The organism is Mesorhizobium sp. CA7, assembly GCF_020165015.1.
In the GTDB taxonomy this organism is placed as follows: Bacteria; Pseudomonadota; Alphaproteobacteria; order Rhizobiales; family Rhizobiaceae; genus Mesorhizobium.
The window spans coordinates 17,551-41,178 of record NZ_JAIUHH010000026.1 but is presented as its reverse complement, the minus strand read 5'-3'; the positions used below and the strand labels follow the sequence as shown (position 1 = coordinate 41,178).

25 protein-coding genes are annotated in these 23,628 nt (G+C 64.0%); 4 read left to right on the top strand and 21 right to left on the bottom strand.

Going from position 1 to position 23,628, the window contains the following annotated elements; genetic code table 11:
• Positions 1-72 precede the first annotated feature (72 nt).
• From LB552_RS28210 to rplS, 5 genes are all read right to left on the bottom strand, one after another.
• On the bottom strand, positions 73-225 hold the full coding sequence (locus tag LB552_RS28210; RefSeq protein ID WP_181174941.1) for a hypothetical protein: 153 nt from the start codon (positions 223-225) through the stop codon (positions 73-75).
• A gap of 170 nt (positions 226-395) precedes the next feature.
• On the bottom strand, positions 396-1,046 hold the full coding sequence (locus LB552_RS28205) for a class I SAM-dependent DNA methyltransferase (protein WP_224611399.1): 651 nt from the start codon (positions 1,044-1,046) through the stop codon (positions 396-398).
• Between the two features lie 121 nt (positions 1,047-1,167).
• Positions 1,168-1,977, bottom strand: a complete 810-nt coding sequence (locus tag LB552_RS28200; protein ID WP_224611397.1) for an amino acid ABC transporter permease — start codon at positions 1,975-1,977, stop codon at positions 1,168-1,170.
• Between the two features lie 261 nt (positions 1,978-2,238).
• Positions 2,239-3,036 (bottom strand): basic amino acid ABC transporter substrate-binding protein, encoded by a 798-nt coding sequence (locus tag LB552_RS28195; RefSeq protein WP_224532136.1) that lies wholly within the window; start codon positions 3,034-3,036, stop codon positions 2,239-2,241.
• Positions 3,037-3,287: 251 nt separating this feature from the next.
• Complete coding sequence (gene rplS, locus LB552_RS28190; protein WP_095769549.1) at positions 3,288-3,809, bottom strand: 50S ribosomal protein L19; 522 nt, start codon at positions 3,807-3,809, stop codon at positions 3,288-3,290.
• A gap of 342 nt (positions 3,810-4,151) precedes the next feature.
• On the opposite strand from rplS, the gene LB552_RS28185 reads away from it, so the two are divergent.
• Positions 4,152-4,892: a sulfite exporter TauE/SafE family protein gene (locus tag LB552_RS28185; protein WP_224611395.1), complete on the top strand. Its 741-nt coding sequence runs from the start codon at positions 4,152-4,154 to the stop codon at positions 4,890-4,892.
• Here LB552_RS28185 and trmD read toward each other — a convergent pair.
• Both trmD and rimM read right to left on the bottom strand, forming a co-directional pair.
• Positions 4,874-5,572, bottom strand: coding sequence for a tRNA (guanosine(37)-N1)-methyltransferase TrmD (gene trmD / locus LB552_RS28180; RefSeq protein ID WP_224611393.1), 699 nt, complete (start codon positions 5,570-5,572; stop codon positions 4,874-4,876). The two genes, LB552_RS28185 and trmD, sit on opposite strands and share 19 nt — an antisense overlap.
• Positions 5,569-6,168 carry a ribosome maturation factor RimM gene (rimM, locus tag LB552_RS28175; protein ID WP_224611391.1) on the bottom strand — a complete coding sequence of 200 codons (600 nt, stop codon included), beginning with the start codon at positions 6,166-6,168 and terminating at the stop codon, positions 5,569-5,571. The genes trmD and rimM overlap by 4 nt, the downstream gene beginning before the upstream one ends.
• A gap of 112 nt (positions 6,169-6,280) precedes the next feature.
• Here rimM and LB552_RS28170 point away from each other — a divergent pair, with 112 nt between their 5' ends.
• Both LB552_RS28170 and LB552_RS28165 read left to right on the top strand, forming a co-directional pair.
• A complete protein-coding gene (locus tag LB552_RS28170; protein ID WP_224611389.1) occupies positions 6,281-7,219 on the top strand; it encodes a tyrosine recombinase XerC in 939 nt (312 codons plus the stop codon).
• A 370-nt stretch (positions 7,220-7,589) separates the two neighbouring features.
• On the top strand, positions 7,590-8,654 hold the full coding sequence (locus LB552_RS28165) for a TraB/GumN family protein (RefSeq protein ID WP_224611387.1): 1,065 nt from the start codon (positions 7,590-7,592) through the stop codon (positions 8,652-8,654).
• A gap of 706 nt (positions 8,655-9,360) precedes the next feature.
• On the opposite strand, the gene lpdA is transcribed toward LB552_RS28165, so the two are convergent.
• From lpdA to mdh, 14 genes are all read right to left on the bottom strand, one after another.
• Positions 9,361-10,767 carry a dihydrolipoyl dehydrogenase gene (lpdA, locus tag LB552_RS28160; RefSeq protein ID WP_224611385.1) on the bottom strand — a complete coding sequence of 469 codons (1,407 nt, stop codon included), beginning with the start codon at positions 10,765-10,767 and terminating at the stop codon, positions 9,361-9,363.
• A gap of 24 nt (positions 10,768-10,791) precedes the next feature.
• Positions 10,792-11,547: an SDR family oxidoreductase gene (locus tag LB552_RS28155; RefSeq protein WP_224611383.1), complete on the bottom strand. Its 756-nt coding sequence runs from the start codon at positions 11,545-11,547 to the stop codon at positions 10,792-10,794.
• On the bottom strand, positions 11,544-12,056 hold the full coding sequence (locus LB552_RS28150) for a hypothetical protein (RefSeq protein WP_224611381.1): 513 nt from the start codon (positions 12,054-12,056) through the stop codon (positions 11,544-11,546). Before LB552_RS28150 ends, LB552_RS28155 begins: the two co-directional genes overlap by 4 nt.
• A complete protein-coding gene (locus LB552_RS28145; RefSeq protein WP_224611378.1) occupies positions 12,056-12,868 on the bottom strand; it encodes a DUF4241 domain-containing protein in 813 nt (270 codons plus the stop codon). Before LB552_RS28145 ends, LB552_RS28150 begins: the two co-directional genes overlap by 1 nt.
• A 13-nt stretch (positions 12,869-12,881) precedes the next feature.
• Positions 12,882-13,616, bottom strand: a complete 735-nt coding sequence (locus LB552_RS28140) for a DUF4241 domain-containing protein (protein ID WP_224611376.1) — start codon at positions 13,614-13,616, stop codon at positions 12,882-12,884.
• Between the two features lie 16 nt (positions 13,617-13,632).
• The gene (gene odhB / locus LB552_RS28135; protein ID WP_224611374.1) at positions 13,633-14,913 is read right to left on the bottom strand and encodes a 2-oxoglutarate dehydrogenase complex dihydrolipoyllysine-residue succinyltransferase; all 1,281 of its coding nucleotides are present in this window, start codon (positions 14,911-14,913) and stop codon (positions 13,633-13,635) included.
• Positions 14,914-14,974: 61 nt separating this feature from the next.
• Positions 14,975-17,962 (bottom strand): 2-oxoglutarate dehydrogenase E1 component, encoded by a 2,988-nt coding sequence (locus LB552_RS28130; protein WP_224611372.1) that lies wholly within the window; start codon positions 17,960-17,962, stop codon positions 14,975-14,977.
• A gap of 136 nt (positions 17,963-18,098) precedes the next feature.
• Positions 18,099-19,001: a succinate--CoA ligase subunit alpha gene (sucD, locus tag LB552_RS28125; RefSeq protein WP_095769537.1), complete on the bottom strand. Its 903-nt coding sequence runs from the start codon at positions 18,999-19,001 to the stop codon at positions 18,099-18,101.
• 27 nt (positions 19,002-19,028) lie between these two features.
• Entirely contained in the window at positions 19,029-19,445 is a 417-nt protein-coding gene (locus tag LB552_RS28120; protein WP_224601868.1) for a PIN domain-containing protein, read from the bottom strand.
• Positions 19,372-19,668 carry a hypothetical protein gene (locus LB552_RS28115; protein ID WP_140846351.1) on the bottom strand — a complete coding sequence of 99 codons (297 nt, stop codon included), beginning with the start codon at positions 19,666-19,668 and terminating at the stop codon, positions 19,372-19,374. Before LB552_RS28115 ends, LB552_RS28120 begins: the two co-directional genes overlap by 74 nt.
• Positions 19,669-19,746: 78 nt before the next feature.
• Positions 19,747-20,244, bottom strand: a complete 498-nt coding sequence (locus tag LB552_RS28110) for a DUF1579 family protein (RefSeq protein WP_224611370.1) — start codon at positions 20,242-20,244, stop codon at positions 19,747-19,749.
• A 3-nt stretch (positions 20,245-20,247) separates the two neighbouring features.
• Complete coding sequence (locus LB552_RS28105) at positions 20,248-20,619, bottom strand: cupin domain-containing protein (protein ID WP_140846349.1); 372 nt, start codon at positions 20,617-20,619, stop codon at positions 20,248-20,250.
• Between the two features lie 4 nt (positions 20,620-20,623).
• Positions 20,624-21,817, bottom strand: a complete 1,194-nt coding sequence (gene sucC / locus LB552_RS28100; RefSeq protein ID WP_224611368.1) for an ADP-forming succinate--CoA ligase subunit beta — start codon at positions 21,815-21,817, stop codon at positions 20,624-20,626.
• A 27-nt stretch (positions 21,818-21,844) separates the two neighbouring features.
• Positions 21,845-22,813 carry a malate dehydrogenase gene (gene mdh, locus LB552_RS28095; RefSeq protein ID WP_224611367.1) on the bottom strand — a complete coding sequence of 323 codons (969 nt, stop codon included), beginning with the start codon at positions 22,811-22,813 and terminating at the stop codon, positions 21,845-21,847.
• A gap of 211 nt (positions 22,814-23,024) precedes the next feature.
• On the opposite strand from mdh, the gene LB552_RS28090 reads away from it, so the two are divergent.
• Positions 23,025-23,483, top strand: a complete 459-nt coding sequence (locus LB552_RS28090; RefSeq protein ID WP_224611366.1) for a GNAT family N-acetyltransferase — start codon at positions 23,025-23,027, stop codon at positions 23,481-23,483.
• Positions 23,484-23,628 lie beyond the last annotated feature (145 nt).

Sequence of the window (23,628 nt, the reverse complement as noted above, 5' to 3'; positions counted from 1 at the left end):
TGCGTAAATCCGTCGATATGAGAATGGGAAAAGGACGCCGGCAATCCGGCGCGACGACTGCGATCGGTCGGTTCAGCGAAGTCGGCTGGTGAGCGCGCCGCAGACGCGCGCGGAGAAACGCGACGGCAGGCGCTTTCTGTCCTGCAGCACGAAACCCTTATAGGCCGGATCGCTGAAAAGCTTTTCCATGGCGCGGTAGATAGCAATGTTTTGGCTTTTCGGCAATTAGCACGACTTCCCCTTCTCCCCTTGTGGGAGAAGGTGGATCGGCGCGTAGCGCCGAGACGGATGAGGGGTGTTCCAGCGAATTGGGGCGTCGGCGTTCCCTGGAGCACCCCTCATCCGGCCGCTTCGCGGCCACCTTCTCCCACAAGGGGAGAAGGGGAAGGCTGCGCTCACACCACTTCGAACACAAACGTCTTCACCAGCGCTTCCGGATCGCCGATGGCATAGCAGCGGAACCACGGGCTCTCCTCGACCAGCCGCCATTTCCCCGCCTCTGCCAACTCGTCGAACACTGCCTGGAAGCCGCCGCTCTCGAAAACCTGGTCGCGCACGGTGAAGATGGCGTGGCCGCCGCTTTTGGTGATACGCACCAGCTCATGCAGGCCCGAAGCCGGCGCGTGGCCGATGGTGAAGACGCCGGTCGAGAAGAAGGCGCGGAAATGCCGGTCGGGCCAGGGCAGCCGGCCGCCGAGCATCGCCTTCTTCAGCTCGCTATAGGCCGGCCTGCCATTGGCCTGACGGCTGCCGGCGATCTTCAGCATGTCGTCGGAGAGGTCGAGCCCGGCGATGTCGCCATAGCCCAAAGCCTTCAGCGACGGCCCCGACAGGCCCGTGCCGCAGCCGGCGTCGAGCAGCGGACCTTCGCCCGCCGGCACGTGCCGCGCCACCCAGGCGGCGATGAGGAAAGGCAGAAGGTAGCCCAGCGAGGCGGTCTCGCTGTCGTAAGTCGCCGCCCAGTCGGCATAGGCCTTTGCGAGCCCTTCCGGCGAATCGGCCGAATAGACGGAATCCAGCGCCGCATTGGCCTTGTCGAAATTCATGGGCGTCTCCTCCGCCGGATGCACATGACCCAAGCTAGAGCAATTCCAGGAAAAGTGGGAACCGGTTTTCCGTCCGGAATTGCGTCAAAAACAAAGAGGCAGCGCGGACTTTTGCTGCCGGCTATTCCTGATGCTGGCGACGTAGCCGCTGTTCCAGCGCCCTTAGCGCCAGCGACAGGCCGACGGTGAGGATCAGGTAGATATAGGCGACGATCGAATAGGTCTCGAAGAAGCGGAAGGAGCCCGCGGCATAGACCTTGCCCATCTGGGTGATGTCGGCGACGCCGAGCACCGAGACCAGCGAGGAATCCTTGACCATGGCGACGAAGTCGTTGCCGAGCGGCGGCAGGATGGTGCGGATCGCCTGCGGGAAGACGATCAGCCGGAAGCGCTGGACTCGGCTGAGCCCGAGCGCCTTGGCCGCCTCGATCTGGCCCTTCTCGACCGATTGGATGCCGGCGCGGAACACTTCCGAAATGAAGGCCGAGTAGCCGATGGTCAAAGCCATGATGGCGCGCCAGAGCAGCGAGACGTCGCGCACCAGCAGCTCGCCCATCAGGCCGGCGCCCTGCAGCGGCGCGGTCAGCGCATTCCAGGCGGCGACGAAGGCCGGCGCGCCGGCAAAGGCGATCCAGAACAAAAGCACCAGGATCGGCACGCCGCGGATGATCTCGACATAGAAGCGCGCGATCTGGCGCAGCCACTGCGATCCCGACAGCGCCATCAGCGCGATGCCAAGCCCGAAGGCGGAGGCTAAAGCGAAAGCGACCGCGGTGACGAAGATGGTGATGCCGATGCCCTTGGCGACTGTGGCGAAGACTTGCGCATAGAGGTCGCTGGAAGCGATGGCGAGGGCGGCGGCCAAGGCAAGGATGGCCGCGGCCGCCAGCCACCAGGGGAATTCGGGTTTGGATTTGGACGCGGGTGGCATCAGGTGATGCCGATGGAGCGGACGTCTCGAGAAGGTAGCGCCCAGGCCCCCCTCTCTGGCCTGCCGGCCATCTCCCCCTCAAGGGGGGAGATCGAACTTCGCGTGGGCTTTCGCCAATCACCAACGTTAAATGAGGAGCATCGTCGGCGGAGCTGCCAATCTCCCCCCTTGAGGGGGAGATGCCCGGCAGGGCAGAGAGGGGGGCCTTGGCGCAATGTCAGCGCAATTTCCTGCAAACTCACTGCGCGCAACAAGACGGGCTCACTGCCCCATCTTGTAATCGAGAAACCACTTCTTGTTGAGCTTGTCGAACGTGCCGTCGGCCTTGAGCGCGGCGATGGCGGCGTTGACCGGCTTCACCAGGTCCGAGCCCTTCGGGAAGATGAAGCCAAAATCCTCGGTGCCGAGCGGTCCGCCGATCAGCTTTAGCTTGCCTTCGGAGGCATCGACATAGCCCTGGCCGGCGGTGCCGTCGGTGAGCACAACGTCGACGTCGCCCGATTTCAGCGCCTGCACGGTCGCGCCGAACGTCTCGAACAGCTTTATGCGCGGGTTCTGCTCATTGCCGTCGAGCACGCTGTAGACGGCGGTGTAGAAGGGCGTGGTACCGGGCTGGGCGCCGATCAGCCCGTCCTTGAAGGCGGCGAAGCTCTTGGCGTCGGTGAAGCGGCTTTCGTCGCCGCGCACCAGCATGAACTGCTCCGAGCGCATATAGGGATCGGAAAAGTCGACCTTCTCCTTGCGGTCGTCCTTGATGGTGATGCCGGTCATGCCGATGTTGTACTGGTTGTCGGAGACCGCCTGGATCATCGCGTCCCAGGAGGTGTTCTGGTATTCGACCTTGAAGTTCAGCCGCTTGGCGATCTCGTCCATCGCGTCATATTCCCAGCCGATCTGCTTGCCGGTCTTCTTGTCGATGAACTGCAGCGGCGGATAGGCGTTTTCCGTCACCACCACGACCTTCCTGCCGCCGAGGTCCGGCAAATTGTCGGCGAGCGCCGCGACAGGCGCGAGAAGCCAGGCCACCATGGCGGCCAGCAGCAGTTTCGACTTGGTCATGACAAACTCCCCGAAGATGATTGGCCGCGCGATGTTCACGCGCCAAGAGAAAATCCGGCGCCGACTTTAGCTTGCCGCAAGCGCCTTGCAAGCCGCTCCGCACTGCCGCGGCGCGTGAATGCGCAATCCAGTGCTCTTCAAGGATGGTTTCGAAACGCGAAGGCTTCGATCAAATTCCGCACGCTTGCGACAGCTGCACAACGAAAAAAGGCGGCCGAAGCCGCCTTTCCGAAACCTGTCTCGCAAAAACCTTATTCGGCCGAAGCGGCCTCGGCGGCAGCCTTCTTCTCGGCGGCTTCCTTGGCGGCCGTCTCAGCGGCCAGCGCCTGGGCGGCGGCGACCTTTTCGGCCTCGATGCGGGCGCGCTCGGCGTTCAGCGCGTCGCGCTCTTCATCGTTCAGCTTGCGGGCGCGCACGCCGGTATTTTCCGAAATGCGGGCCGACTTGCCGCGACGGTCGCGCAGATAATAGAGCTTGGCGCGGCGAACCTTGCCGCGGCGCACGATCTCGACACCCTCGACCATCGGCGAGTAGACCGGGAAAACGCGCTCCACGCCTTCGCCGTAGGAAATCTTGCGTACGGTGAAATTCTCCTGGAAGCCCGAGCCGGCACGGGCGATGACGACGCCCTCATAGGCCTGGACGCGGGTGCGGGTGCCTTCGGTGACGCGCACCTGGACGCGCACGGTGTCGCCCGGCTGGAATTCGGGCAGCTTGCGCTTGGCTTCGATCTTGGCGGCCTGTTCGGCCTCGAGCTGACGGATGAGATCCATCTCAAATATCCACTTCTTGTTCTTCCGACAGTCAGAGCGTCCTCAGCTCGCCTTGCAGTTCCAATGACCGCTCGGCTATGCCCTTTGTCGAAACACCGGGCAGGGACGGCTACACCGCACTTGTTGACGGGTCCGAAAGATTGTTCTTCCGGTTCGGGCGGGCACATACAGCCATTTTGCCGCTTTGTCACGCCCTAATGCATGTCGCCCGGCAGTGCGCGCGGTTCGGGGACCCCGACATGCATCAAGACAAGGGCGTTGCGGCATATTTGCGCCAATGGCCCACATTTACTGCGGCCGTGCCGGGTTGCGCGCGGCTTGCAAGCTTCCTAAGCGGGGAAAATGACTTTTTTCGATGCCGCCTTACTCTTTCTCTCAGGTTTTGTCTCCGGCGCGGTCAATGCCGTCGCCGGTGGCGGCACCTTCGTCACCTTCGGCGCCATGAGCTTGGTCGGCCTGCCGCCGATCGTCGCCAATGCCACCTCCTCCGTAACGCAGTTTCCCGGCTACATCACCTCGACGCTCGCCTATCTCGACGACATCAGGCATTTCTGGCGCCAAGCGCTGCTGCTCTGCGTCATCTCCGCTTTGGGCGCACTGGCCGGCTCGCTCATCCTGCTTGCGCTCTCCAATCCGTCCTTCCGCGCCCTGGTGCCCTGGCTGCTGATCGCCGCCACCGCGCTGTTCGCCGCCGGGCCGTGGCTGAAACCGGCGCCCAAGCCTGGGGCCGGCTCATTCGCCGGATCGCTCGCCCAGTTCGCGACCTCCGTCTATGGCGGCTTCTTCGGCGCCGGCATGGGCGTGATGATGCTGGCGACGCTCGGCCTGACGCAGGCCGGCGACTACCACCGTCTCAACGCGCTGAAGAACATGCTGGCTGTCGTCATCGCGGCCATCGCCATCCTGGTTTTCGTTTCGGGCGGCGTCGTCGCCTGGCCGCAGGCGATCGTCATGATCCCGGGCGGCGCGCTGGGCGGCTATGCCGGCGTCTGGATCGCCAAGCGCGTGCCGCAAGGCATCGTGCGCGGCTTCGTCGTCGCCGTCGGCCTGTTCCTGGCCTTCTATTATTTCACCAAGGGCTGAGCGCGCAGCAAGTCAGGCCGCCGCTCCCGCGTCAGCTTCTCGGCTTCGGCGCGCCGCCATTCGGCAATCTTCTTGTGGTTGCCGGAGATCAGCACGTCCGGAATCGGCCTGCCTTCGAACTCCTGTGGCCGCGTGTAGTGCGGATGCTCGAGCAGGCCGTTCTCGAAACTTTCTTCCTCGCCCGACACGGCATTGCCCATGACGCCCGGCAGCAGCCGCACCACGGCATCGAGCAGCACAAGTGCTGCCGGCTCGCCGCCCGACAGGATGAAATCGCCGATCGAGACCTCTTCCAGTTCTCGCGCCTCGATCAGCCGCTGGTCGACTCCTTCGAAGCGACCGCACACTATGACCACGCCCGGCCCGGCGGCGAGCTCGCGCACACGCGCCTGGGTCAGCGGTTTGCCGCGCGGGCTCATCAGCAGCCTTGGGCGCTCGTCGCCCGGCGGCGAGGCGTGGTCGATGGCCTTGGCCAGCACGTCGGCGCGCATCACCATGCCGGCGCCGCCGCCGGCCGGCGTGTCGTCGACGGTGCGATGCCTGTCGGTGGCGAAATCGCGGATCTGGATCGCTTCGAGCGACCAAGTTCCGGCCTCCAGCGCGCGGCCGGCCAGCGACAGGCCGAGCGCGCCTGGAAACATCTCCGGATAGAGCGTCAGCACCGAGGCGGCAAAGCTCACCGATTGCCCCCGGCATCCTTCGGTCCGCGCGGCCGACCCTTCGGGTCGAAGCCGGCATCCCTGGGCGCTTCGTCGCCTTCTTCGTCTTCGACCAGCCCCGCCGCCTGAGGGTTGACCTCGACGAATCCGTCGGCGATCGAGACATGCGGCACCGCGGCCTGCGTGAACGGGATCAGCACGCCCTTGCGACCGGCAAGCGTGACGTCGAGTATGTCGCCGCCACCGAAATTATGCACGGCGACGACCCTGCCGATGACGCCCGTATCATCCCTGACATCGAGGCCGATGAGATCGGCGTGATAGAACTCGTCCTCCTCGCCGTCGTCGGGCAGCACCGAACGGTCGACGAAAAGCACGGTGCCGGCCAAAGCCTCGGCGGCGTTGCGGTCACCGACGCCCTTGAAGCGCACGACCACCACAGTCCCGGCCGGCCTGATATCGGTGATCTGGAAGGCGCGGCCGTCCCTGGCATAAAGCGGGCCGTAATCGGCCAGCGCCAGCGGGTCTCCGGTGAAGGTTTTCACCCGCAATTCGCCCTTGATGCCGTGCGCGGCACCGATCACGGCCATCTGTACGGGGTTTTCGAGCTTCGGCATCGGCGGCGCTTCCTTTGCCCTGCTCTAATCCCCTCAAGCCGTCATTTCAATGACGGCCTCTTCACCGCTTCCTAACCCGTACGTCCGAAACTGCCAAAAACGGAAAAAGCCCATGCAGGAATTCCTCATCCCGGCAAAACCCGACCTTCAGGCGGCCCGCGAGACCTGGCTGAAAACGCTGGCGCGTGAGCGCCGCCTGTCGCCGGAGACGGTCGAGGCCTATGAGCGCGACACCCGCCAGTTCCTGCATTTCTTGACCGGCCATTGCGGCGGCGCGCCGGGCATCTCCGACATTGCCGAGCTGCGGCCGGCCGATCTGCGCGGCTTCCTCGCTGCGCGGCGCAATGAAGGCGCCGGCGCCCGCACGCTGGGGCGCGGCCTTGCCGGCATCCGCTCGCTGCTGCGCTTTCTCGAAAAACGCGGGATGGTCAACGCGGCAGGCGCCGCAGCCCTGCGCGCGCCGCGCCAGCCGAAATCGTTGCCCAAGCCGCTGACGGCAAGCGACGCGAAACAGGTCGTGGCGATGGAGGGCCAACTGGCGGAAGAGCCGTGGATCGCCGCACGCAACGCCGCCGTGCTGACGCTGCTCTACGGCTCCGGCCTGCGCATCTCCGAGGCGCTGGGCCTGACCGGCGCCGACCTCGCAACGGAAGCCGACAGTGTGCTGCGCGTCACCGGCAAGGGCGGCAAGACGCGGCTGGTGCCGGTGCTGCCGGTGGCCCGCAAGGCGGTTGCCGAATACCGCCGGCTCTGCCCTTTCCATATTGGTCCCGACGGCCCGCTGTTCCGTGGCGCCCGTGGCGGCCCGCTCAACCCGGCCATCGTCCAGCGCGAGATGGCGAAACTGCGCTCGGCGCTCAACCTGCCCGACACCGCGACGCCGCATGCCTTGCGGCATTCCTTCGCCACCCACCTGCTCGGCCGCGGCGGCGACCTGCGCACCATCCAGGAACTGCTCGGCCACGCCAGCCTGTCGACCACCCAGATCTATACCGGCGTCGACACCGCCAGGCTGCTCGACATCTACGAGAAGGCGCATCCAAGGGCGTGATCGCTTCTGAGGCCATTCGGAGCCCTCCGAACTCGTCATTCTAGGGCGAAGCAAGGAGCGGAGCGACGCGCGCAGACCCTGGAATCCCATGCCGTGCACTAGGCCGTGGGGTGCAACGGTGCAGAATTCTGGGCCGCAGCGGCGCTTTGAAGGCACGGCATGGATCCTCGGGTCTGCGCGCGTCGCTTCGCTCCTTGCTCCGCCCGTGGATGACGACGTGATGGGCGTTTCCGCTAACCACCAAGGCGCGCCATGTCCATACGCGTCGCCAACCCGCAGAACGTCTACGCCGCAAACCAGAACCGACCGAAGACAATTTCCCCGATCCGATTAACCGTTTTGCCGCTTTTCGGCGCTAAGATGCTTCTTCATGAAACGCGTCATCGCCATCGCCGACCGCGCGGCCTTAGTCTCGTTGAAGCTGCTTGCAGCGCTCAACCTGCTGTTCTTCTTGTCTTTCCTGGCCGTCCTGCTGCTTGCCGGCCGGGCGCTTGCCGCAGCGCCCAATTGCGCCGGAGCCGATCTGTTGACGGCGCTGGAGAAGAACGATCCGGCCGCCTTCAAGAAGGTCGAGACCGAGGCCGCGGCCGTACCCAACGGCAAGGGCCTGCTGTGGAAGCTGGAGAAACCGGGCGAAAAACCGTCCTATCTGTTCGGCACCATGCACATGACGGATACGCGCGTCACGACGCTGCCGGCCGCGGCGCAGAAAGCCTATGACGGCGCGGGCACAATCGTCATTGAAACCACCGATGCGATGGACAAGGCCAAGATGATGGCCGCGATGGCCAGCGAACCCGGCCTGATGATGTTCACCGACAACACCACCCTGTCGTCGCTCTTGTCGCCGGACGATGCGGCGGCGCTGGACAAGGGGCTCGACGCGCGCGGCATCCCGCCGGCGACGGTCGCCAAGATGAAGCCGTGGATCCTGTCGGCGATGATGGCGTTGCCGGCCTGCGAGGTGGCGCGCCAGAGCGCCGGCGAACCCGTGCTGGACGTCAAGCTTGCCTCGGACGCCAAGGCCTCGGGCAAGGACGTCGAAGGGCTCGAAACCGCCGTCGATCAATTGCGCGCCATGGCTTCGCTGCCGATCGAATTCCACATGAAGAGCCTGGTCGAGACGATGAAGCTCGGCGACAAGGTGAACGACGTCAACGAGACGATGATCGTGCTCTATCAGCGTGGCGAGGTCGGCATGTTCTGGCCGCTGTTCCGCGCCGTGCTGCCGGAGACGGCGGACGACAAGGCCGGCTATGCCGCCTTCGAGCAGACCATGATCATCAGCCGCAACAAGGTGATGGCGGCGCATGCCGGGCCGATTCTGGCCAAGGGCAACGTCTTCATGGCCGTCGGCGCCATGCATCTGCCCGGTCCGGAAGGACTGGTCGAGGATTTTCGCAAGGCAGGGTATAGTGTTACCGCCGTCAACTGAGTCGTCTGGCGGCTGGCGGACCTGAAAACGCCGGTTTTTCAGCGCTTTCCGTCCGTCCGCGTGAAACCCGATGCGGGCTCAGCGCGTTGATGGCTGTTATTTTGATGACTTTCATCCAAGGAGGACACGTTTCATGGCGAACCCTAACGACCCGTTCACCCCTTCGAGCACGCCTCCCACCTCGAGTGGCGGTGGCGGCGGCAGCGGCTGGCTCATCGCCCTTGTTGTCATTATCCTGGCCGTGGTTGCGTATTATGTCTTTGGCAGAAGCGGCGGCGAGCATGCGCCCGCCCCGTCTGAGCCGCCGGCCGCCAGCACGCCGGCTCCGGCGCCTGCAACGCCTGAACCAGCGCCGGCAACTCCGGCTCCTGCGCCTACGCCCACTCCGGCGCCAGCCCCAGCTCCTGCACCCTCGCCGACCCCTGCACCGGCTCCGGCACCTGCGCCGGCTCAGTAACCGGGCTATAGCTTGACAAACGGCCCGCCGATGGGCGGGCCGTTTGGTTGGGGAGCAACTACGGCGCCTTCGTCATACCCGGGCTTGACCCGGGTATCCATGCCGTGACCGTTGCCGTAGAGCGCAACAGCGCAAAATTCTGCAAGCGTTGCAACGCCTTAGCGTCACGGCGTGGATCCTAGGGTCTACGCGCGTCGCTTCGCTCCTTGCTTCGCCCTAGGATGCCGAAGCGATGGCGCTGGTGCGCAGCTAAATATGAATCGGCTTGAAAAACGTGGCCAGCGCCGCTTCCTTGACCGCTTCCGACATCGTCGGATGCGCGTGGCAGGTCCGCGCCAGGTCTTCCGAGGAGCCGCCGAACTCCATCAGCACCGCCGCCTCGTGGATCATCTCGCCGGCGCCGAAGCCGACGATGTGGACGCCGAGCACGCGGTCGCTTTGTTTGTCGGCCAGGATCTTCACGAAGCCGTCGGTATGCAGCATGGCGCGCGCGCGGCCATTGGCGCTGAACGGGAATTTCCCGGCCTTGTAGTCGATGCCGGCCTTCTTCAGCTCCTCCTCGGTCTTGCCGACCGAAGCGATCTCCGGGCTGGTGTAGACGACGCTCGGGATGACGTCGTAATTCACATGACCGGCCTGGCCAGCGATCGTTTCGGCCACCGCGACGCCCTCGTCCTCGGCCTTGTGCGCCAGCATCGGCCCGGCAATGACGTCGCCGATGGCATAGATGCCGGGTACATTGGTCCTCAAATGCCCATCCGTCTTGACACGGCCGCGCTCGTCGAGCTCGACGCCGGCTTCCTTCAGCCCCAGGCTGTCGGCATAGGGGCGCCGCCCGGTGGCGACCAGCACGACATCCGCCTCGATGGTTTCGGCCGCGCCGCCCTTGACCGGCTCGAAGGTGACGCTGGCGCCCTTCTTGACCTTGGCGACGCCGGTGACCTTGGCGCCGAGCTTGAACTCGAAACCCTGCTTGGAAAGCAACCGCTGGAACTGCTTCGACACCTCGCCGTCCATGCCGCCCAGGATAGTGTCCAGGAACTCGACGACCGTGACCTTGGCGCCGAGCCGGGCCCACACCGAGCCGAGTTCCAGCCCGATGACGCCGCCGCCGACGACGACGAGGCTGGCGGGCACCTTGGCCAGCGACAGCGCGCCGGTGGAGGAGACGATCGCCTTCTCGTCGAAATCGACCTTGACGCCCGGAATGCCGGCGACATCCGAGCCGGTGGCGATGACGATGTTCTTGGTCTCGATCTCCTCGACCTTGCCGTCCTCGCCGGTCACCGAAACCTTGCCGGCTCCGACTACCTTGCCGGTGCCGCGGAAGGAATCGATCTTGTTCTTCTTGAACAGGAAGGCGACGCCGTTGACGTTGGACGTCACCGTCGCGTCCTTATGCGCCATCATCTTCTTCAGATTGAGCTTCGGCGCCGGTAGCTCGATGCCCAGCGTATCGAAGGCATGGCCGGCTTCCGCGAACATCTCGGAGGCGTGGAGCAGCGCCTTCGACGGAATGCAGCCGATATTGAGGCAGGTGCCGCCGAAGGTGGCGTTCTTCTCGACCACCGCCGTCTTCAGCCCGAGCTGCGCCGCCTTGATGGCGCAGACATAGCCGCCCGGGCCCGATCCGATGATAACGACGTCATAAGCCATGATGGTGTCCTTCTGGTCTGGCCCTCAGCGGCCGCCGCTCACATTCAGGATCGCGCCCGTTATATAGGAGGCCGCATCCGACAAAAGATAGAGAACCGCGCTGGCGACTTCGTCGGCCGTTCCCGCGCGTTTCATCGGCAGCAAATCCTGCATCCGCGCCACGCGATCGGGCTGGCCGCCCGAGGCATGGATTTCGGTCTCGGTGATGCCGGGGCTGACCGCGTTGACGCGAATGCCTTCGAGCACCACCTCACGCGCCAGACCGATGGTCATGGTGTCGATCGCGCCCTTGGAGGCGGCATAGTCGACATATTCGCCGGGCGAGCCCAGCCTAGCCGCTGCCGAGGACAAGTTGACGATGGCGCCGCCCTGGCCGCCGTGTCGCGTCGACATGCGCTTCACCGCTTCGCGGGCGCAGAGAAAGGAGCCGACGACATTGATGCGCATCATGCGCTCCAGCCGCGCCACGCTCATCTCGTCAACCCGCGCTTTGACGTCGACGATGCCGGCATTGTTGACGAAGGCGTCGAGCCGGCCGAAGGCGCTGTCCACCGCCTCGAACATCGCAATTACATCGGCCTCGTTGCCGACATCGCCCTTAACCGCGAAAGCATCGCCGCCAACGGCTTTCAGCTCGGCGACCAGCTTGTCCGCCGCGTTCTGGTCGGAAACATAGTTGACCGCCACGCGGTAGCCGGCTTGGTTCGCCTGCCGGCAGATGGCGGCGCCGATGCCGCGGCTGCCGCCAGTGACCAGCAGCGTCTTTCTGTGCGCGCTCATTCCTGGCAGCCTTTCAGCACGAAAATGTCCCATGGCACTTTGGAGAAGCCGGCAGGGCCATAGGCGGCCGACATTTCGAGCGACGGCCCGAGATCGGGAAAGATCAGGCTTTTCGGCGCGTCGGCGCCTTCGGCCGGCAGCAGGCCAACGCCGCCCTTTTCGTCGGCGCTGTAGACGACGCCTTCCCAGACCGTGCAGGCGGCAAGCTCCTCGCCGGTGACGTCGCCCGTCGGGCATTTGTACATCAGCGAGCCGTGCGGCCGCGCGGCGCTGCCTTCGGTCCACATCACGATGCCGTCGAGCACGACATTGTTGTCGAGGATCATGCGGAAGGCGTTGGTGATCGTCGCCGAACTGCCGGCCGGCGTGAAGTCGATCTCGGCACCGCTCTGCACCTCGCCATAGACGGCAAGCTGGATCGGGCAGGCGGCATAGGCGCTGGAATTCGCAGCCGTAAGCGCCAGCGATCCGGCCATCAATCCGATCATGGGCGAGGCGGCATCCGTCATCACTTGGCCTGGTCGCTCTCGCGGCCGTCGGCGTTTTCGAGCACGCCGAAATCGGTCATCAGGACCACCGGCTCGCCGGCAGCGTCCAGCCCCCAGAAGGACGGATAGAACCCATCGCCCCAGCCGCTCCAGAACATCGCGATGTTGACCGGATTGCCGGCGGCCGGACGGTGCATGACGAACCGGTCCTGGTTGGGCGCGAACTCGGCCGCCAGCACATCGTCATAATAGTTCTGATCGGGCTTCAGCTTGTCCTGCGCGGCCGTCATCAAGGCCATCGCCGCCTTGTCCATGAACGAGCCGAGGCCGGCGTCGACGGGATAGCCGAAGATCTCGTCGCCGTTCAGCGTCGAGACGTCCTGGCCGGGCAGAGTGGCGAGCTCCCAGCGCACCGGCACGCCGGGTCGAAAGCGAAGGAAAGCCGCGGCCACGCGACCCTGCGCCTCGAACAGCGCGACCGGATAGTGCCCGGGCTTCACCCTGCGGGCCAGCGCCGGCCAGTCGTCGGTCGTGATCAGAGGATCGCAAGCGATGATCTCGCCGGTCGGGAGTTCGAGCTCGCCGATCTGCGTGACGGTGATCTTGCGCTCCGCCAGTTGTGCGTCGCTGAGCGCGAAGATGCCGAAATTGCTGCTCGCCGTCGCCGGATCCCAATCGGCGGCGATGGCCAGCGAGGGCGTGGCAAATAGGCCGAGCAGGATGATGCCGCGCCGGAAAGTCCGCTGCAGGCCGTGCACCGTCTGGCCTAGCTTGAACCGTTGCAGCCGACCGCTCGTAATCGAGGCTGGCGACTCGGCCGCAAATCCGATCATGGGTGCGATTTCGTTAGCCATCAGTGACCTGGTTGTTTTCACGGCCATCGGCGTTTTCGAGCACTTCGAAGTCGGTCATCAGGAGCAGTGGTTCGCCGGATGCGTCCAACCCCCAGAAAGACCGATACGCGCCGTCGCCATAGCCAGTGTCGAACATGGCTACATTGATCGGGTTGCCTTCAATCGGACTGTCGATACAAAACCTGTCGATAGTGCACGCGACGTCGGCGAGATAGTCGTCAAGTTCCTCTTGGTCAGACATTATCGTCAGGAACGACTTGTCCATAAACGACGCAACCGCGTCATCGACGATAAATTCAAGAAATTCTGACTTATAGACCGGCGGGCGATCGGGAACGAAGGTCGCCCATTCCCAGCGTATTGGCAAGCCGGGGCCGAACCGCAAGACCGCTGCCGCAATGCAGCCCTGCGCCTGAAGCAGTATGACCGGATAGCGTCCCGGCTTCACCTTGCGGCTGAAGGCAGGCCGGCTTAGTCCGGTGATGAGCGGGTCGCAGGCAACGATTTCGCCGGTTGGCAACTCGAGTTCACCGATCGTGATGGCGCTGATCTTCCGTTCCGCCATTTCAGCGTCGGAAAGAGCGAAGACGCCCAGATTACTGCTTTCCGGCGGCGCATCCGATTCAATCGATTTCGCCGGTGAAGCGGTGGCAACCGAGGCAGTTGGCCGAAAAGTCCGAAGCGCGCGACCCAGCGCAACCCCGAACCGTTCCAGCCAGCCGCTCATTGCGGATCAGCTCCGATCACAGATCGAGCACCAGCCGCTCGGGATCCTCCAGGCTTTCCTTGACCCGCACCAGGAAGGTCACCGCTTCCTTGCCGTCGACGATGCGGTGATCGTAGCTGAGCGCCAGATACATCATCGGCCGGATGACGATCTGGCCGCCGACTACCATCGGCCGGTCCTGGATCTTGTGCATGCCGAGAATGCCCGACTGCGGCGCGTTCAGGATCGGCGTCGACATCAGCGAGCCGTAAACACCACCGTTGGAAATCGTAAACGTCCCGCCTTGCATATCGGCCACCGACAGCTTGCCGTCGCGCGCGGCAAGGCCCAGCCGGCCGATCTCCTTCTCGATCTCGGCGATGGACATCTGGTCGGCATCGCGCACCACCGGCACCACCAGCCCCTTGTCGGTGCCGACGGCGACGCCGACATGGGCGAAGTTCTTGTAGATGATGTCGGTGCCGTCGATCTCGGCATTGACCGCCGGGATCTCCTTCAGCGCATGCGTCACAGCCTTGGTGAAGAAGCCCATGAAGCCGAGCTTCACGCCATGCTTCTTCTCGAACACGTCCTTGTATTTGGCCCTCAGCGCCATCACCGCGCTCATATCCACCTCGTTGAAGGTGGTGAGCATGGCGGCGGTCGACTGCGCCTCCTTCAGGCGGCGCGCGATGGTCTGGCGCAATTTGGTCATGCGCACACGCTCCTCGCGCGGCGCATCCTCGGCGGTGGACGGCGCGCGGGCCGCGACGGGCGCCGGAGCGGCCTTCGGCGTCTCGGCCGGCTGGGAAGGGGCGCCCTTGGCGATTGCATCGAGCACGTCGCCCTTCAGCACCTGGCCGCGCTTGCCGGAACCGGACAGCTGGTCGACCGACAGATTGTGTTCCGCGATCAGTTTGGCCGCGGCCGGCGCCGGCGGCATGGTGCGCGGCTCGACCGGACCGGCGTCGCCGGCCATCTTGGCGGTTTCGGCCGCCGCCTGCTTGGTGGTGGACGCGGCGTCCGGGCTGGACGCCTGCGCCACCGCCTGCGGCTTGGTGGCGGGCGCTGCAGCCGCGCCGCCGGCCGAAATCGAGCCGAGCAGCGCCCCGACATTGACCGTCTCGCCTTCCTTGACGGCGATCTCGGCCAGCGTTCCGGCGCCCGCGGCGGGCACTTCCACCGTCACCTTGTCGGTTTCGAGCTCGACCAGGGGCTCGTCGGCGGCGATCGCGTCGCCGACCTTCTTGAACCACTTGCCGACAGTCGCCTCGGTGACGGATTCGCCGAGAGTGGGGACGCGGATTTCGGTAGCCATTGTGCCTGTCCGTTGTCTTCTTGAGGTCTGTTTCGTCCGGCCTGTTTGCGCGCCAGGCGCCCTATTCGCCGAGAGCGTCGTCGAGCAGCGCGGCCAGCTGGCTGAGATGCTTCGACATCAACCCTGTCGCCGGCGAGGCCGAGGCCGGCCGTCCGGTGTAGCGCACCCGCTGATGCTTGGCGTCGATATGCGCCAGCACCCATTCGAGATAGGGATCGATGAACGACCAGGCGCCCATGTTCTTGGGCTCTTCCTGGCACCACACCATCTCGGCATTGCGGAAGCGTGACAGCTCGGTGATCAGCGCCTTGGCTGGGAACGGATAGAGCTGTTCGACGCGCAGCAGGTAGATGTCGTTGATGCCGCGCTTCTCGCGCTCCTCATAGAGGTCGTAATAGACCTTGCCCGAGCACAGCACGACGCGGCGTATCTTGGAGTCCTTCACCAGCTTGATAGGCTGGTCGGCCAAGAGCTGCGCATCGTCCCAAAGCAGTCGGTGGAACGAGCTTTCGCCCGCCATCTCCGACAGCGTCGACACCGCGCGCTTGTGGCGCAGCAGCGATTTAGGCGTCATCAGGATCAGCGGCTTGCGGAAGTCGCGTTTCAGCTGTCGGCGCAAGATATGGAAATAGTTAGCCGGCGTGGTGACGTTGGCGACCTGCATATTGTCTTCCGCGCAGAGCTGCAGGAAGCGCTCCAGCCGCGCCGACGAGTGCTCCGGCCCCTGGCCCTCATAGCCATGCGGCAACAGGCAGACGAGACCCGACATGCGGAGCCACTTACGCTCGCCCGACGAGATGAACTGGTCGAACACCACCTGGGCGCCATTGGCGAAGTCACCGAACTGCGCTTCCCAGAGCGTCAGCGCCTTGGGCTCGGCCAGGCTGTAGCCGTATTCGAAGCCGAGCACCGCCTCCTCCGACAGCATCGAGTTGATGACCTCGTAGCCGGCCTGCGCCGCCGAGAGATTGTTGAGCGGAATGTAGCGGGTCTCGTCGCGCTGGTCGTAAAGCACCGAATGGCGCTGCGAGAAGGTGCCGCGCTCCGAATCCTGCCCGGAAAGCCGGATCGGATTGCCGTCGAGCAGGATAGCGCCGAAAGCCAGCGCCTCGGCCGTCGACCAATCGATGCCTTCGCCCGACTCGATCGCCTGGCGGCGGTTTTCGAGGAAGCGCAGGATGGTCTTGTGCGCCTCGAAGTCCTTCGGCACCTCGGTCAGCTTCTTGCCGATCTCCTTCAGCGTGCGCACCGGCACGGCGGTCTTGCCGCGCCGCTGTTCGTCCTGGTTGTCGGCGGTGCGAAGGCCCGACCACGCGCCGTCCAGCCAGTCGGCCTTGTTGGGCTTGTAGTGCTGGCCGACTTCCCATTCGGCTTCCAGATGTGCGCGCCAGTCGGCCCGCATCTTGTCGACTTCGGCCTGGGTGACGTGGCCTTCGGCGATCAGCCGGTCGGCATAGATCTGCACCACCGTCTTATGGCTGCGGATGTTGCGGTACATGATCGGCTGGGTGAAGGACGGTTCATCGCCCTCATTGTGGCCGAAGCGGCGGTAGCAGAACATGTCAACCACCACCGGCTTGTGGAACTTCATGCGGAATTCGGTCGCAACTTTCGCGGCATGCACCACCGCTTCCGGATCGTCGCCATTGACGTGGAAGATCGGCGCCTCGATCATCTTGGCCACATCCGACGGATAGGGCGAGGAGCGCGAGAAGCGCGGATTGGTGGTGAAACCGATCTGGTTGTTGATGATGAAATGCAACGTGCCGGCGACGCGATGCCCGCGCAGGCCCGACAGGCCGAGGATTTCCGCGATCACGCCCTGGCCGGCAAAGGCGGCGTCGCCGTGCAAAAGCAGCGGCATGACCTTGGCGCGCTCGGACAGCGGCACGATCTCGCCGCGCTCACGGCCGGACAACTGATCCTGCTTGGCGCGCGCCTTGCCCATCACGACAGGGTCGACGATTTCCAGATGCGAGGGATTGGCCGTCAGCGACAGGTGCACCTTGTTGCCGTCGAACTCGCGGTCCGACGAGGCGCCGAGGTGATACTTGACGTCGCCCGAGCCTTCGACTTCGTCGGGAGCCGCCGAGCCGCCCTTGAATTCGTGGAAGATGGCGCGGTGCGGCTTGGCCATTACCTGGGAGAGCACGTTGAGGCGGCCGCGATGCGCCATGCCGAGCACGATTTCCTTCAGGCCGAGCTGGCCGCCGCGCTTTACGATCTGTTCCAGCGCCGGGATCAGCGACTCGCTGCCATCGAGGCCGAAACGCTTGGTGCCCTTGTACTTGACGTCGATATATTGCTCGAAGCCCTCGGCCTCGACCAGCTTCGACAGGATCGCCTTCTTGCCGGTGGCGGTGAAGGTGATCTCCTTGTCGGCACCTTCGATGCGCGCCTGAATCCAGGCCTTCTCTTCCGGGTCGGAGATGTGCATGAACTCGACGCCGAGCGTCGAGCAATAGGTGCGGGTCAGGATATCCAGCATCTGCCGGATGGTGCCGAATTCGAGCCCAAGCACGTTGTCGAGAAAGATCGGTCGGTCGTAATCGGCTTCGGTGAAGCCATAATTCTCCGGCGACAGCTCGTTATAGTCCTCGAGCGGCTTGGCGATGCCGAGCGGGTCGAGATTGGCGTGCAGGTGGCCGCGCATGCGATAGGCGCGGATCATCATGATGGCGCGCACGGAATCGCGCGTCGCCTGATGCACGTCGGCGTCGGAAAGCACGGCGCCGTTGACGACGGCCTTTTCCTTGACCTTCTTTTCGATCGCCTTTTCGACCAAACCCCAATTGCCGTCGAGCGCCGAGACCAGCTCGCCATTGGCCTGCAGCGGCCAGGAAGGCTTCGCCCAGGACGCACCCTTGGCGTTCTTGCGGACATCGCCCGCGTCATCCTTCAGCGCCGCGAAGAAATCCTGCCACTCCGGATCGACGGAGGCGGGATTGTCCTCATAGGCCGCGTAGAGCGCGTCGATGTAATCGGCATTGCCGCCATAAAGAAATGAGGTGAGCGAGAATTGGTCGTTGGCCTGATCTTGTCTTGCCATTTTCGTCTGCGGAGCCTGGCTCCGTCTCCTTTTTGGAGCGAATAGTGAGTAGCGAATAGCGAGTAGGGACTGCCCGGATCGCGCTGCTACTCTGTTTTTCCTATTCGCTATTCGCTACTCACTATTCGCTACTCACTTAACCCTTGATCGCCTCGACCAGCGTCGTGCCGAGCCGCGCCGGCGACGGTGACACCTTGATGCCGGCCGATTCCATCGCCGCGATCTTGTCTTCCGCGCCGCCCTTGCCGCCGGAGATCACCGCGCCCGCATGGCCCATGGTGCGGCCGGCCGGCGCAGTGCGCCCGGCGATGAAGCCCGCCATCGGTTTCTTGCGGCCGCGCTTGGCTTCGTCCTTGAGGAACTGCGCGGCGTCTTCCTCGGCCGAGCCGCCGATCTCGCCGATCATGATGATCGACTTGGTCTCGTCGTCGGCGAGGAACATCTCCAGCACGTCGATGAATTCGGTGCCCTTGACCGGGTCGCCGCCGATGCCCACCGCTGTGGTCTGGCCGAGGCCGACATTGGTGGTCTGGAAGACTGCCTCATAGGTAAGCGTTCCCGAGCGCGAAACAACGCCGACCGAGCCCTTGCGGAAGATGTTGCCGGGCATGATGCCGATCTTGCATTCGTCGGGCGTTAGCACGCCCGGGCAGTTCGGGCCGATCAGCCGCGAGGTGGAGCGGTCGAGCCGCGCCTTGACCTTGACCATGTCCATCACAGGGATGCCTTCGGTGATGCAGACGATGAGTGGGATCTCGGCCTCGATCGCCTCGATGATGGCTTCGCCGGCTCCCGCAGGCGGCACGTAGATGACGGAAGCGTTGGCGCCGGTCTTTGCCTTGCCTTCGGCGACGGTGGCGAAGATCGGCAGGGTCTCGCCCTTGGAACCGGTCCAGGTCTCGCCGCCCTTCTTCGGATGGATGCCGCCCACCATCTTGGTGCCGTGATAGGCCAGCGCCTGCTCGGTGTGGAACGTGCCGGTCTTGCCGGTCAGGCCTTGGACCAGCACCTTGGTGTTCTTGTCGACGAGAATGGACATGGGTGGGAACGCCTCTGAATTCAGCGATTACAAGAAAGGATTGACGGCCCGGACCGAGCCATAGACCTGGTTGTGGTTGAGATCCTCGGTGTAGAAAATCGGCGCGCCGAGCCGTTCCGCGGCTGCAAGCAACGCCGCGTCGTAATATTTGAGTTGATAGCGACGCGCGAGATGAAGCCCCGCGATGACATAGGCCTGATCGACCGGGACAAAAGGAAGCGTGCCGAGAAAGACCAGCCATTGGTCGACCACAGCATCGGCCGAGACCGACTTCCGCCTTGCCACGTTGGCGAACTCTGCCAAGGTCTGGCCAGAGACGCCGAACACGGTCCCGAGGACAAGGCCTTGCGCGATATCGTGGCGGCGAGGATCACTCGTCCTCTCCGAAGCCGCGTACAGGAGGACGTTCGAGTCGAGAAAGCATTCTATCCTCTCGTTCGGCATAGATCTCGTCCCGGTTCCATTTGTATGCAGGGCCTAGATCGAGCGGCGATTCTTTCATCAACCTGCGCATGCCTTCCCGCGCCCAGGCGATCCGGTCTTCTTGCTCGACCTCATGCGCGAGCAGCGTGCGAATAAGGGCATTGAGCGTCGTCTGGCGACGCCCAGCGAGGCCGCGCGCCTTTTCAAGGAGGGCCTCGTCAATGGCCAAGGTGACGTTCTTCATTGTCCGTTCTCCACATAAATACACAGGTACAATATGTGTGATTATGTGTGACCCTTCAACCGTCCTGATCTCCATCGCTCAGCCTTCCTTCATCTCGGAAGGCGGAACGCGCCGGTAGAGGCCGCTCACCATGTCTTGCCATGCATCGCTGCCGGCGGAGTTGAACTGAAGTTTCATGCGGTAGGCGTCAGCGCCGTCAAAGCTGTACGCCATGCGCGCGGCGCCGCGCGGCGACGACCGTTCCAGCATCAGCTCGTTGCCGTTCCACCTGCCGGTAGCCGGCGACATCGGCACGAACCCCATCGAGTCGAACTGATGCATGGTGACGAGGCCGCTCTCCTGGTCGAAGCCGAACACATTATGCGCGCCGAACGAGACGGTGCCGTCGCGGCGCTGGCGATAGCGCTGCACCACGAACAAGCCGCCGAACTCAGCCTCGGCCTGCAGTTCTGACGTTGCCGTGCCGGCATCGGTCCATTGCGTGGCCGCGACCTCTTCCTCGCCGCGCCACGCGCCGACCAGCGCCTGCAGGCGTTGGTGACCGTCAGAGAGGGAAGAGAAGGGTGACGCGTTCATGGCTCAGAGCCGCTTCAGGTCGGTGACGGTGAGGTCACTCCGGGCGTTGCCGGTGTTCAAGGTCGTCGCCGGCTCGAACATCAGCACCACCGGCTCCTTCGTCAGCGAACGCGGCCGGTGCTCGACGCCGCGCGGCACGACGATGAAATCGCCCTCGCCAAGCTCGACCGGCCCGTCGCGGAAATCGATGGCGATCCTGCCGCGCAGCACCAGGAAGGCCTCGTCCTCATTGTCATGCGCATGCCAGTCGAAAACCTCGCCGAACTTGGCGACCTTGGCCTGGGCATCGTTGACGTCGCCGGCGATATGCGGATCGAAGACCTTAGTGATCGTCCGATCCGCCGCCTCGACCAGGTTTATCTTGCGCGGAGGCATCCGCTTAGCCCTTCACCGCCGCCACGATCTTCTTGGCTGCGTCGTCGAGATCGTCGGCCGACACGACATTGAGGCCGCTGTCGTTGATGATCTTCTTGCCGAGCTCGGCATTGGTGCCTTCCAGCCGAACCACCAGCGGCACCTTGAGGCCCACCTCCTTGACCGCGGCGATCACGCCCTCGGCGATGACGTCGCACTTCATGATGCCGCCGAAGATGTTGATCAGGATACCCTCGACGGCCGGATCCTTGGTGATGATCTTGAACGCCGCCGTGACCTTTTCCTTGGAAGCGCCGCCGCCGACGTCGAGGAAGTTAGCCGGCTCAGCACCATACAGCTTGATGATGTCCATCGTCGCCATGGCAAGGCCGGCGCCGTTGACCATGCAGCCGATATTGCCGTCGAGCGCGACATAGGCGAGGTCGTATTTCGACGCCTCGATCTCCTTCTCGTCCTCTTCGGTGGTGTCGCGCAATTCCATCACGTCCGGATGGCGGAACAGCGCGTTGTTGTCGAACGACACCTTGGCGTCGAGCACACGCAGATGCCCGTCCTTCATGACGATCAGCGGGTTGACCTCGAGCAGGCTCATGTCCTTCTCGACAAAGGCCTTGTAGAGGATCGGGAACAGCGTGCCGCCGTCCTTCGCCGCATCGCCGTCGAGCTTCAGCGCGGCATTGAGCTTCTTCACGTCGTCGGCGCTCACGCCCTTTTCCGGATCGATGGCAACGGTGATGATCTTTTCCGGCGTGTCGTGCGCGACCGTCTCGATGTCCATGCCGCCCTCGGTCGAGACGACGAAGGCGATGCGGCCGACCGAGCGGTCGACCAGGATCGACAGATAGAGCTCGCGCTCGATGTCGGCGCCGTCCTCGATATAGAGGCGGTTGACCTGCTTGCCGGCAGGTCCCGTCTGCTTGGTGACCAGCGTGTGGCCGAGCATCTCGTTGGCATTGGTGACGACTTCCGCCGCCGACTTCGCCAGGCGCACGCCGCCCTTGGCATCGGGGCCGAGCTCCTTGAACTTGCCCTTGCCGCGGCCGCCGGCGTGGATCTGGCTCTTCACGACATAGAGCGGGCCGGGCAGCGCTTCTGCCGCGGCTTCCGCCTCGCTGGCTTTGAACACCGGAACGCCGCTTGCGACCGGCGCGCCAAACGTCTTCAGCAGCGCCTTGGCCTGATACTCATGGATGTTCATGCGCGTGGTCTCCGGGGGAAGGACGTTTTATTTGCCGGCGAGGTGCGGGGCGATCTTGGTGCAGGCCTCGGTGAGGCCCTGCACGGCCGCCACCGAATTGTCGAACATCTTCTGCTCAGCCTTGGAGAGATCGATCTCGATGACGCGCTCGACGCCGCCGGCGCCGATCACCACCGGGACGCCGACATAGGTATTCTTCACGCCATACTGGCCCGAGAGATGCGCGGCGCAGGGCAGCACGCGCTTCTTGTCCTTGAGATAGGATTCGGCCATCGCGATCGCGGAAGCCGCCGGCGCGTAATAGGCCGAGCCGGTCTTCAACAGGCCGACGATTTCGGCGCCGCCGTCGCGGGTGCGCTGCACGATCTGGTCGAGCTTCTCCTTTGAGGTCCAGCCCATCTTGACGAGGTCGGGCAGCGGGATGCCCGAGACGGTCGAATAGCGGATCATCGGCACCATGGAATCGCCGTGGCCGCCGAGCACAAAGGCGGTGACGTCCTTGACCGAGACCTTGAACTCTTCGGCCAGGAAATAGCGGAAACGCGCGCTGTCGAGCACACCGGCCATGCCGACGACATGGCTGGTCGGCAGGCCGGAGAACTTCTGCAGCGCCCACACCATGGCGTCGAGCGGGTTGGTGATGCAGATGACGAAGGCCTTCGGCGCATATTTCTTGAGGCCGGCGCCAACCTGTTCCATCACCTTCAGGTTGATGCCAAGAAGGTCGTCGCGGCTCATGCCGGGCTTGCGCGGCACGCCGGCGGTGACGATGCAGACATCCGCGCCCTCGATGCCGGCATAGTCGTTGACGCCGGTCAGCCGGGAATCGAAGCCGTCGACCGGCGAAGACTGCGCGATGTCGAGACCCTTGCCCTGCGGAATGCCCTCGGCGATATCGAACAGCACCACGTCGCCGAGATCCTTGAGGCCGATCATATGGGCGAGCGTGCCGCCGATCATGCCCGAGCCGATGAGCGCTATCTTGTTGCGTGCCATGTGAGGATGTTTTCCTTTGTCTGTGACGAAGTCGTGACGGGCCGGAGGGGCCGAAAGGATGCGGGAAACCGCGAGATTTGGCCGCACCGAATAACTCCGGCGCGCAAGAAATTCAAACGATTATTTTGAGCCTAACGTTTTCAATCGGTTAGATGCACTGGGAATTACGTAAACGTCAAAGTTTATGAGCCGACTGAGGAGAATTTACACAATGAACGTCGAAATCAGAAGGCTTCATCCGGGCGATGACGCGGTTGTGATGCGGGTGGCCGAGGAGGTGTTCGACGAGCCGGTGCGACCGGACCGTCTCGCTGCCTATCTCAACTCGCCCGGCCATTTCATGATCGTGGCGATCGTCGACGAAATCGTGGTCGGCCAGTGCGCCGCCGTCGTTCATCGCCATCCCGACAAGATGAGCGAGCTCTATATCGACGAGATCGGCGTGGCGCCGGCCTTCCAGCGGAAGGGCATCGCGCGAAAGATGCTCGACGCGACGTTCGAGATCGGCCGTGAGCACGGCTGTGAGGAAGCCTGGGTCGGCACCGAGCCCGACAACGGACCGGCGCGGGCGCTTTATGAAACGAGGGAGGAGCCGCATGGGAAGGCGGAGGATTTCGTGATGTATGTATATCGGCTTTCGAAGTTGGCCGAAACTGCATCTTCCTCCTAGGGCGGTTGACGGAGCCGTCCCTTCAAGTCGTCATTCTAGGGCGGAGTAAGGAGCGAAGCGACGCACGCAGACCCTAGAATCCATTCCGTGACATAAAAGCGATACCACGAGGCAGAACGATCTGACAGAGAGGCGTCCACAAGAG